The sequence below is a fragment of the Anaplasma phagocytophilum genome, from assembly GCF_023476575.1.
In the GTDB taxonomy this organism is placed as follows: domain Bacteria; phylum Pseudomonadota; class Alphaproteobacteria; order Rickettsiales; family Anaplasmataceae; genus Anaplasma; species Anaplasma phagocytophilum_A.
The window spans coordinates 1-10,585 of record NZ_JAHLEX010000035.1 but is presented as its reverse complement, the minus strand read 5'-3'; the positions used below and the strand labels follow the sequence as shown (position 1 = coordinate 10,585).

The window sequence follows — 10,585 nt, the reverse complement described above, 5'->3', positions numbered from 1 at the left end:
TAACTTTAATACCAAAGGAACTAGCAGACAGGATCTTTTTATATAACTGTGCAGATTTCAGCAAAGCTTTTGTAGGAATGCAACCCCAATTTAGGCACACGCCTCCCAGGTTGTCTTCACGCTCCACATATCCGAGCTGCGCCGCGCGAATAGCAGCTATATATCCCCCTGGTCCACTCCCGATTATTGCTACTTCGTACTTGTCCATGTGAGTAGGGGGAGAAAGTAATATGTAAATAAGGTTTACTTTACTTCATTGTGGATACAGACAGATACGGTGAAATAGGGCACGAATAGTATCCAGACCATAAGGAATGCAGGGACTACTTGTTACCAAGCAAACTGTCGCGAGCTTGATTTAACTTTTGGGCAAAGTATGCTGATCCGCCTCTATCTGGGTGAGAATTCTTCATCAGTCTATGATAGGCTGCAATTATTTGCTCGCGAGAAGCGTTAGGGCTTAAACCGAGAATTTCCAAAGCCTCTTTTTGCGATATGCCTCCACGTAAATCTGACTGCGTATTAGATGAAGCCCTACTTTGCATATCAGCCATGAATTTATTGAGAATTACCCGGAAATCTTCGCCGAAGCTTGCGCGCATCAGCACGTTTTTGTTTAGAAAAAACAACGCCAACACTAACAAAACTGGCACGAGCAACAGCGCACCGAGAACACACATGAAAACAACAAATGCCAGAAGCATGCCACTAAGAAACTTGATTTGCGCTATATACTACACTACACTGCCTACACTGCACTATTCAGCCTGCGCAGGAGCGGGAATTATACCCTAAGGGTTCAGATAATTGCAAGGTTTGTTTATGTTTATACAGATTGAGAGCACTCCAAATCCAGATACGTTGAAGTTTCTATTGAGTGCTGAAGTGGTGGGAATAAATAGTGGTGCTGAGTTTTTAAGTGCTGATGATGCGCAAGCCTCTCCTTTAGCAAGGTTGTTGTTTGAAGTTGAAGGTGTAGAAAAGGTGTTTTTTGGCGTGGATTTTGTGTCAATCACAAAGGCAGAAAACATATTGTGGGAGGTGTTGAAACCGGAAGTGCTTGTGGTTATGACAGATTACTGTTTGTTGCAAGGGACAGATAAGGAACACGTTCAGGCTAGTGCGGAAGATGGGGAAAAAGAGTTTTTTGATGAGAAAGACTCAGAAATAGTGCAGCAGGTCAAGGAGCTAATAGAGAATTACGTAAAACCTGCAGTCGCCCAAGATGGTGGTGACATAAAGTTTAGGGGATATAAAGAAGGGGTTGTGTTTGTCAAACTCAGAGGTGCTTGTTCTGGATGTCCTAGTGCTGCAGTGACTCTCAAAGATGGTGTGTATGGAATGCTGAGTTACTATATTCCTGCTATAAAGGCTGTAGAAAGCATATGACAGTCTTTTGCTAGATCTAGATATAATACCTCCATAGCAGTTGATCAGGCTACTAGTAGTGCGATTGTTGATCTTAAGAAGTGCTGTAGATCCTGTTATATCTAGGCTGTTGGTGTTGTGGAAGTAAAGTTCATATGACACTGTTTGTGCTGTGGAGACGTGGACATCTTAGGATGCTACGTGTGGTACAGTTGTGTTGTGATGAAAGCTCAGTGATTATTTGTGTCGTAAGTGTCATGAGCAGAATTTGCATTTTAGTATGGATACAGTTGTTCTGAGCCTTTTATATAGGCCGGCGGTGCTTGACAGATTGCTGTTTACTACAAGGAGCAGATAAGGAGTATGTTCGGGGCTAATGCGGAAAAAAGAATTTTTGATGAAGCGAAAGCCTCAAGTAAATGAGGCTTCGTTTTCTTGTGATTATAAAAGTTGTTAGTGGTGTTATATTGCTATAGTGGATGCTTTTTTTATGTCTTTCTTTCTCATAATCAATTTTAAAAAAGTCTTTTTCTTTTTAGGTTTCATATTTTGTTCAGAGCATGTTTTGCTTTGAAGCGCAGGTGCCGCTTTCTTTTTATCTCGATTTAGTTTAGGTACTAGATTGTGGCTGATCTCCTTATGCTCAGTATGTGAAGCGTTAATGCTTGGTTGTGCAATTTTTTTGCTTTTAAAGCCCAAACGTGGTTTAAATTTTGTCTTCTTAGAGGTATTCTCGGGTAAGGGGTTGGGTAACTCCTGTGAAAGAAGTGGCGCTGGGATATCAGATGATTCTGGGGTTCTTGTTGGGGGTATTTGTGTGGGTTGGGGATTTTGAGATTCTAGGACATCGTCTATACTGCTACAAGAAGCATATTGCTCAGTAGGGACATTAGGGAGAGGATGCATATATTTGCCTGCGCGTGAGATGTCTTTGGTGCTTTTCGACAGCGCATGGTGCATTTTGTGTGATTTTTTTAGATATATATTGTGTAAAAACCTTGAACGGGGGCCATGCAAAATATTGCGGACTCCCTTTAGTAAGTTCTTCTTAGTTATGGTACGCTTTTTGTGTTTTTTAGTGTGTACCGCCGTGTTGTCATTGCTAGATGCAATTGATATATTTGAAGAAGATATGTCGTCTGAAGAAGCATTTATATCAGTGTGTTTTGTAAGCACGTACGGTTTTGGAGCGGTGGTGTCTTCAAAATGCGCTGTGGGCAGCGCATTGCTGGCATGGCTATAGTTTTTTTGTATGACACTGTTTTTTATGGACTGAACACGCAAGCATAACTTTTGTTTTATGCGTTGTAGCCTGTTATTCGAGCGCAGGATAACCTCATCTAGGTTTACTGGATTGTAGGTAGATTCGCAATTCCTTATATGGGAAATATATTTGCTGTGCGTGGGTATGGGGTAAGAGCATTGAATGTCTTTTAGGGCAGAGAAAAGTCTGGCAGTGCATTTATTTTCAGCACTATCAAAAGTGTTGCGAATATCATGCAAAGACGAGAAAAATTCTGAGCAATCTCCAAAACTAATACTGGCTTTATAGCTTGCATCGACCTGTTTAAAAGTGTCTAAGATGTGTTCAAGTTTTGGTATAGAAAAAAAGCGATGGAAGAGCTGTCGTATCTTTTTTATAAGACAATACCATGGGTAAGGCACATGTACAAAAGCTAAGGTTTTTTCTAATTCTGCATTGACTTTTGATACTTCGCTATTAATAGCAGAAGAGATTGCTTGCCTGCATTTTGCCTCTGTAACATTAATACTTAACTCGGAAAAGGAAGAAACATTCTGTTTGTAGAGTAATATCTCTCGCAATAAATCTGAAGGACATGATTGAGATAGTTCTTCAAAATTTGCACCGAAAAATGTTAGTAGTAGACAACATCTTCTATTTCCTCTCGAAGAATAATACTTTAACAAGTCATCAAGTACGTCTAGGTGAGTTTTCGCGATTACATTAGCATCTATCAGAGGCGTTTTGATCTGTGAATGCTGGAAGTATTTGTCTAGTATTTGCTGTACATAAGAAAGGTACTGTGTGCGATATATGCAGCAAACTTTCTCTTTTTTAAAATGTGACATAAATTGCGATGAGAAAAGTTGCGTAAGGTCTGGAATTGATAGACCTGTGTCTGTATGCTGCTCCATTGCTAGAGTGGATAATATCCTTGTGAATATTTCAGTACTCCATACACTAAGATAATGTTCGTTTTGGTGCTTAAGTAGGATACTTTTGCCCTCTTCAGTGAGCTTCAAATTGCTGTACAGTATGCTAATATATGGATTATCCATCATAGCAGAATTTGTACCTGACGAGCTTAACAGGAATCCGAATAAGGAGGAAAGAGAGCCTTTGTGTACTAGGTGTTTAGCAAAGCCATAGAATTCTGGTGTTGAGAAAAAGGAAGTATTATCATTGAGAAAACTTACGTCTTTTGTCGAGTTTTGGTGTTGCGGTAGCATCTTGAGTACCAAATTTATGCTAAAATAAACATAATATTGTAAGTGTGCAATAGGCTCTGCAATAAGTGGATTGCGTGTATGGTATAAATAATTTTCGGGCTTTTTTTTACTATGCACTATTAGAGAAAGGATTATAGGTTGATAAGACACATGCTATGTGTTGCAAAATTGAATTTTTATTGACAGAACGATGGAAGATTTTATTGATGTTCAGATAAATGGAAAAAGTGAAACACTAAATGCGGGGTGTACGCTATCAGATGCTATATCGCAGTGTAATGTACGAGAACCCTTTGCAGTGGCGGTTAATAGGGTACTGGTTACCAAGGCAAACTATAAAGGACATAAGCTAAAGAAAGGCGATGTTATAGATATAGTATATCCTATGCAAGGTGGATGATGTGGCGAAGTTTTGTATTTTAGGAGCATTACTGTGTGGGATGTATATGGGGTACAACTAAGAAGTAGATTGCTTATGGGATCCGCGCAATTTGCGTCTCCAGAGATTTTACAAAAATCCTTACATAATTCAGGTGCAGAAGTGGTAACTGTGTCATTGTCGAGGCAGATGCCAGAGATTGGTGGTGGGCACGATTATTGGGACATAGTTAAGCAGAGCAGGTGTAGAGTTTTACCTAATACTGCTGGTTGTTACACAGTCAAGGATGCTGTACTCATGGCCCAAATGGCGAGAGAAATTTTTAATACTACTTGGATAAAACTTGAAATTATTGGTGATGACTATACCCTACACCCCGATGTTGTGGCATTGTGTGAGGCTGCTAAGGAACTTATTAGCCAGGGTTTTGATGTTTTTCCCTATTGTACGGACGATCTCACAGTATGCAAACGCCTAATTGATTGTGGGTGTCGCGTAATTATGCCGGGAATATCTCCCATAGGTTCGGGTTTGGGAGTGCTTGATATGCACGGGTTACGATTATTGCGTAACAGGTATAAGGATATAGTTCTTATTGTAGATGCTGGAGTAGGAAGGCCATCAGATGCGTCTGTAGTGATGGAACAGGGGATCGATGGTGTATTACTTAATAGTGCAGTAGCAAGAGCCATTGATCCATCGAAAATGGCATCTGCATTCAAACATGCGATAGAATCCGGTAGGCTGGGTTATGAAGCTGGTATCATCAACAAGCGAGATCTAGCGGTAGCCAGTACAAATTTGGTTGATACACCCTTTTGGCACCGGAATAAATCATAAAGCTTGGCTACGGAATGTGTTACTTGCGGTGAGAAAGCAAGGCGCTTGTCTTATGCAGGGTCTGTGCGAAATCACAGGGAAAATCTGCAGGTATAGGTTGTGCACATATGCGTCACGTGATTCGCGTGTATTTTCTGCTTGGTACGAGTTGTATATGGAGGTGTCATGCTTAAGCACGAAGATGCATGCTTACTACCATTCCAGCGTGCAAGTTATGAGCGAAGAAGCCAAACTCAGAAAAACAGCTTAAAAGCAGAACATATCGGCTTCATGAGCCCGTACTATGCGGCACATTAGCGGTACTGCAGTGTGAAGTATTCTGTCTTTTCATGAACTTTAACTTAGCATGCATTACGTTGCGCGCGAGCACTACATCCGTTAGCACATATTTCTTCCGTACTAGCTTTCTCTGCAACCAGTCATTATATGAATACCCTGCATACAGCTTAATCACCAGCCCTGTGATGAAGTAAAAAGGAAGGGAAAGTACTTTGGCAGCATACAAAGCATAGGCAACACCAGATGCTAGAAAGACTATACATGAGAAGAGCCACAGTCCCTTACAGGTAGCAAATAAAAACGCAAAAAGAAACGCTTTTACGCAAAACCCTTCGCCAGTGTATTCAGATTTTCTTGACTCATGAGTGTAAACATTGAAAAAGCGCACGTTAACCGCAAAGACATTGCAAGGCAAGCATTCTAAAATGAAAACACATGCCGGTAAATCATAAAGATTCAAGTTGCTTATATGTAGTCACTTTGATAAAGGAACAGGTGATATAAATGCCAGAGTTTTCGAGTGCTTGTTATTACGGGGTTAAATTCTGGTATCTACAGCCGGACGTTGCTGTGTTGCTATAGAGGTTAGATATGATAACGAGATTTGCTCCAAGTCCCACTGGGTACATGCATGTGGGAAATGCCAGAACAGCTTTGATATGTTGGCTGTATGCAAGAAGTGAATCGGGGAAATTTCTGCTGCGCATTGATGATACTGATGCCAGTAGGTCTGAGCATAAATATATCGAGGGAATAAAGAAGGATCTGGCTTGGCTTGCGATGGATTGGGATTCTTGTTTTCAGCAGAGCACAAGGCTTGAACGATATAAGGAAGTATTCGATTTGTTGCTAGATCAGGGTGTTATCTACCCCTGCTATGAAACTCAGGAAGAATTGGATATGAAGAGAAGTATGATGTTGAAGATGGGATTACCTCCTATATACGACAGAAGTGCTCTCAAGATGACGGAGAAGGAAAGGCAAGCATGCAGTGGTAGATTGCCGTACTTTAGGTTAAAGATTGATCAAAGCAGGGAAATCACTTGGGAAGATGAAGTGCGGGGTAGGGTGTCGTTTCAAGCGAAAAATATAAGTGATCCGATCATTAAGCGTACAGATGGTACGTACACATACATGTTTCCGTCGGTGGTGGATGATATAGATTTTGCTATCACGCACATTATTCGGGGTGAAGACCACGTAAGCAATACGGCGACACAAATATGTATTTTCGATATCTTAAAAGCAAAAGTTCCCGTATTTGCCCACTTACCTCTTGTCCATTTTCGGGATGCAAAAATTTCTAAGAGAATCGGTAGTAACGATATTGAAATACGTCACCTAAGGAATATTGGTATGGAGCCTATGGCTATAAAAAGCTACTTAGCGAGGATGGGGACATCGTTACCAGTGGAACCACAGGAGAATCACGATGTTCTGGTAGAGTCGTTCGATATACGCACATTCAACCAGGCCCCAGTGAAGTTTTCGCTTGATGATATAAGTAGGTTAAACAGCAGAATAGTACAGTGTTTATCATTTGATAAAGTGAAAGATAGGTTTGTGCAGCAAGGTTTAGAGTGCACAGAGGAGTTTTGGTATCTGATACGAGATAATGTTAACACAATAGAAGATGTGAGAGAGTGGATTAACATCTGTAATTCTCAAATCACAACTAGGATAGATGATAAAGATAGGACTTTTATTTCTGAGGCCAAGGCACTTTTACCTGATACTGAGCTTGATGAAGATGTTTGTAAGGTCTGGTTGCAGAGGATAAAGGAGACTTCTCATCGCAGTACGCGGGATGTACTTTTACCACTGAGGCTTGCCACAACTGGGGTTACTACTGGTCCAGGGTTAGCTCAGCTATTACCGTTTATTGGCAGGGGAGAGGTAGTAAGAAGGCTTGAATGTGCCAGTAAGGGGCATAATGCCAGTTGATATGAGGTAAAATCTTATAGCAATTTAAGAGAGTATAGTGGTGTGATAATACAGAAGGAGAGCTTTTTATAGGCTTTGGTTGTTTAGCTATTGTTGATGGCAGTGTGAGCAGTTGTATTGGAAAGAGTGCTATGCCTTTGGCTTTCATGTAAAATTGTTTTACAGCAATTATCTCGGACGCTTTAGCTTTACATGTCTTGCTTGACTCCCAGGGGAGAGATATGGTAGTTGTTTAGCCTGCGGCGGACGTAGCTCAATCGGTGGAGCGTCAGTTTGTGGCACTGAAGGTCGCCAGTTCGATCCTGGTCGTTCGCCCCACGTGTGTGTAGTATGTTTGGCTGTGGGCACATAATGTGTGCCTTGCGGTATACTCCTGGAAAATTAGAGTTTTGACACGGGGGTGTTTTACTAGTAGAATCCCTACCCTGGCCTATGTGTAGTTTATGATGATGTCTCGCTGGTTTCCCTGGCTGTGTTTCTTATGTTTGGTTATACCTTGTGGCAAGGGGTGTGCTTCCGTAAAGATAGAGGCCGTAGTAGATGATAAAGTCCTGACTAGTCTTGATGTAGATAGGAGGGAGCATGCGAATGGTTTTTTTTATAAGACTTCTTACGCTGAGGGTAACAGAAGAGAGGTATTGGGGCTGCTGATAGATGAGGTTATTCTCGAGCTTGAAGCGAAGCAACTGGGCATTACCGTTGAGAAGCAAGAAGTAGCACAGGAGGTGGAGCGGTTGTTTTCTGTGCTAGGTGTGTGCAGTGGGCAGAGTTTGGATGAATGTGCGGCTGGTAACGGTTTGGATGTTGCGTCCATTGAGTCACATGTCAGGTCTAGGGTAATTTGGAGCAAGATACTTTCCACTGGGGTGGCGCCGTTTTTGTCTGTTGCAGAGGAAGAGGTTTCTCAATATGTGGCTGAAGCGAAGTCAGATGCTTTAGAAACAGTGTTAGATTTAGAGCAGGTATTTGTTCCTTTTAGGGCAGGTGCGGTACTTGATTCAGTGGCTAGTGAGCTGCACAAAGGTGTTGAGCTGAGCAAGATAGCTGAGAGGTATCGAGAGCACGGTGTATACGTAGATCGTACTATGGGTGCATCTGCAGGTGGCTTCGTTCATGATCTGAAAGTCTCGCTGCTACGTGCGAAGGAGGGGTCTGTAATTGGCCCTGTTAGGATAGACAAGGGGCATTTATTACTCAAGCTGCTAAGTAAGGTGCGGGTGAAAAAAAGGTTCATGAATAGCGTCGTTAGTATGAAGCAGCTTTCTGTGCCGGCAAAGGAAGCGGAGAGTATACTGGATGATCTTAGAGTGCGCGGTGTGGGATGTTCTAGTTTTGCGGATGTTGTCAAAACTTTAGGGTTTGAGCCCGGGGACGTGGTGGTGCGTGTTAGGGATCTTTCATCGAAGCTTCAGTTGATGTTAGAAGGTGCTAAGCCCGATGAGGTTTTGCGCTCAGACAGCGGTGATGGCAGGGTAGATCTGATCATGTTGTGTGGTATCTCTGAGGGTGGAGAGCTAACTGCTGATGAAATAGCGAGAATGAAGCATGCTGCATACACTAATAAGTTAGTTGTTGCTAGTACGCGTTTGATGGAAAGTATGAGAAGGCGTCATTTCATTAAGAGATTCTAGCTGTGCTTTCATGATACGTATAACTTCAGGAAAATATAGAGGTAGGCGGATATTCACCGGAAATGCGTTGGATGCCCGGCCTGCGATGTCGGTTATTCGCGAAGCAATATTCAATATTTTGCGTGCTTACATCTCCATAGAGGATGCGCTGGTATGTGATCTCTTCTGTGGTAGCGGTTCTCTTTCATTTGAAGCTCTTTCTAGAGGTGCTAAACATGCATGTTTGGTTGATATTAATGCTGCAAATTTGAAATTAGTAAGAAGGACTGCTACAAGTTTAGGAGTGGAGAAGTTATTAAGTATTTTGTGTTGTGATGTGCAGCATCTTGCTTATGCTGAGCGGCAGTATAATCTAACTTTTGTAGATCCTCCGTATTGTAGACCAGAGTTGGTGGAGGTGACTCTGAAAGCGTTAAGAGAGAGGGTATGGTGCGTTGATGGAGGTATAGTTGTCTTGCGTATCAGAAAAGGCGAAAAACAGGTTGCGATTCCGAAAGAGTACACCTTGATGCAAACGCGAGTATACGGATGTTCAGAATTGATGTTATTGCAGGTAGCCGGGAAGCAAGATAGGATTTAGCGTCTTGTTTTATTCTGCATTATATACAGTATAAAATTTTTACAGGGCTATTTCTGAATAAGACATCCTACGAACCCAAAGCATGGCACTAGCGTATGCATATGCGAAGCATTTAATTCTCACATATAACGCAGGAGTCTGTGTTTTAGTCCTATACAGCCAGGAAGAACATGGTTTTACGGTGCAGGTTTTATAGTGAAGTGTCTGACATTAAAATTTACGCAGGTTGGATGTAGAAAAAGGCGAAGGAAATGCTCTCAAGAGCAGATCTAGTGGACTAATTCCTGTGTAAAGCATGTGGTTACGACAGTACAGTCATAATAATTCTTATTATTAGAACGAGACTAAGAAATTAGGAAAAAGCCTAGGTGTTGTTTCCTTATGCTTGTGTTGGTCTAGGCGGTAACTTCGTTGGAGTTGTTGATGGACATATCACTCCTAAGCTTGCTTATAGGTTAAAGGCTGGTTTGAGTCATTAGCTTTCTCCGGAAATCTCGGCTTTTACTGGATGGGTTATACCATCGTGTTGTGGGGGATGGCGATTTATGATGATCTTCCTGCTCAACGTCTTGTAGATGATGATACGAGTCCTGCTGTGCGTACTAGGTATACTGCTATTGTTAACTTTTCCATGACTTATGTCGGTCGGTGGGGAATTTAGTTAATCTTTGCTTCTCATTCGTGATTCAATGTATTAGAGGCGTGTTTTAGGATTTCTGAGCCTTCCATATCAGATGCTAGAATAGCTAACTTGCCAGCAGCATCTCAAATGCCTTGTTCTCTTGAGGTACTGAAAACTCCATATCTGCAAATCCATATCCAGGCACGTACAAATTTTCAAAGCAGCTGCTAGCACCGTAGCATATGCATAAGTAACATGCTAGGTCTTTGCCTGTGGTAGTACAGATAAGTAACTGCGTTACTACGTTTATCTAGAATCAGTCTCTAGGTATGTTTTTTCGTAATATATATACAGAATTGGTGATGCTACATGATTTATCGAACATTTCATTGCTATAATGTCATCCTGTTTTGATATATACTCATCTTATGTGTTCAAATCCCTGTTTTTTAGATTCTTGGTTGTGATTC

Annotated in this window: 9 protein-coding genes, 1 tRNA gene and 1 pseudogene; 8 read left to right on the top strand and 3 right to left on the bottom strand. The window is 41.6% G+C overall.

Translation table 11 applies throughout. From position 1 onward, the window contains the following. On the bottom strand, nucleotides 1–208 hold a 208-nt coding region (locus tag KPX09_RS02685; protein WP_249548841.1), incomplete at its 3' end, for an FAD-dependent oxidoreductase. A 115-nt stretch (nucleotides 209–323) separates the two neighbouring features. After that, nucleotides 324–629, bottom strand: coding sequence for a DnaJ domain-containing protein (locus KPX09_RS02680; protein ID WP_249548840.1), 306 nt, complete (start codon nucleotides 627–629; stop codon nucleotides 324–326). A 193-nt stretch (nucleotides 630–822) separates the two neighbouring features. On the opposite strand from KPX09_RS02680, the gene KPX09_RS02675 reads away from it, so the two are divergent. Next, nucleotides 823–1,389: a NifU family protein gene (locus tag KPX09_RS02675; RefSeq protein ID WP_249548839.1), complete on the top strand. Its 567-nt coding sequence runs from the start codon at nucleotides 823–825 to the stop codon at nucleotides 1,387–1,389. Nucleotides 1,390–1,830: 441 nt separating this feature from the next. On the opposite strand, the gene KPX09_RS02670 is transcribed toward KPX09_RS02675, so the two are convergent. Beyond that, complete coding sequence (locus KPX09_RS02670) at nucleotides 1,831–3,840, bottom strand: hypothetical protein (protein WP_249548838.1); 2,010 nt, start codon at nucleotides 3,838–3,840, stop codon at nucleotides 1,831–1,833. Between the two features lie 190 nt (nucleotides 3,841–4,030). Here KPX09_RS02670 and thiS point away from each other — a divergent pair, with 190 nt between their 5' ends. The 7 genes and pseudogenes from thiS to KPX09_RS02635 all read left to right on the top strand — a co-directional run. Next, nucleotides 4,031–4,240, top strand: coding sequence for a sulfur carrier protein ThiS (gene thiS / locus KPX09_RS02665; protein ID WP_249548837.1), 210 nt, complete (start codon nucleotides 4,031–4,033; stop codon nucleotides 4,238–4,240). Nucleotides 4,241–4,273: 33 nt separating this feature from the next. Continuing rightward, nucleotides 4,274–5,059, top strand: coding sequence for a thiazole synthase (locus KPX09_RS02660; protein ID WP_249548842.1), 786 nt, complete (start codon nucleotides 4,274–4,276; stop codon nucleotides 5,057–5,059). An 870-nt stretch (nucleotides 5,060–5,929) separates the two neighbouring features. Then, nucleotides 5,930–7,282: a glutamate--tRNA ligase gene (gene gltX / locus KPX09_RS02655; RefSeq protein WP_249548836.1), complete on the top strand. Its 1,353-nt coding sequence runs from the start codon at nucleotides 5,930–5,932 to the stop codon at nucleotides 7,280–7,282. Nucleotides 7,283–7,524: 242 nt separating this feature from the next. Next, nucleotides 7,525–7,600: transfer RNA gene (locus KPX09_RS02650), tRNA-His, on the top strand. Between the two features lie 167 nt (nucleotides 7,601–7,767). Further along, nucleotides 7,768–8,913 (top strand): SurA N-terminal domain-containing protein, encoded by a 1,146-nt coding sequence (locus tag KPX09_RS02645; RefSeq protein WP_249548835.1) that lies wholly within the window; start codon nucleotides 7,768–7,770, stop codon nucleotides 8,911–8,913. Nucleotides 8,914–8,923: 10 nt separating this feature from the next. Continuing rightward, entirely contained in the window at nucleotides 8,924–9,493 is a 570-nt protein-coding gene (locus KPX09_RS02640; protein WP_249548834.1) for an RsmD family RNA methyltransferase, read from the top strand. Between the two features lie 377 nt (nucleotides 9,494–9,870). Further along, nucleotides 9,871–10,154: pseudogene (locus tag KPX09_RS02635) on the top strand (P44/Msp2 family outer membrane protein); the annotation flags it as partial. Nucleotides 10,155–10,585: the final 431 nt, after the last annotated feature.

Excerpts from the sequence above, each read along its gene's own strand:
- thiS (WP_249548837.1), top strand. The coding sequence starts at position 4,031 with ATGGAAGATTTTATTGATGTTCAGATAAATGGAAAAAGTGAAACACTA.
- KPX09_RS02640 (WP_249548834.1), top strand. The coding sequence starts at position 8,924 with ATGATACGTATAACTTCAGGAAAATATAGAGGTAGGCGGATATTCACC.
- gltX (WP_249548836.1), top strand. The coding sequence starts at position 5,930 with ATGATAACGAGATTTGCTCCAAGTCCCACTGGGTACATGCATGTGGGA.
- KPX09_RS02675 (WP_249548839.1), top strand. The coding sequence starts at position 823 with ATGTTTATACAGATTGAGAGCACTCCAAATCCAGATACGTTGAAGTTT.
- KPX09_RS02670 (WP_249548838.1), bottom strand. The coding sequence starts at position 3,840 with ATGCTACCGCAACACCAAAACTCGACAAAAGACGTAAGTTTTCTCAAT.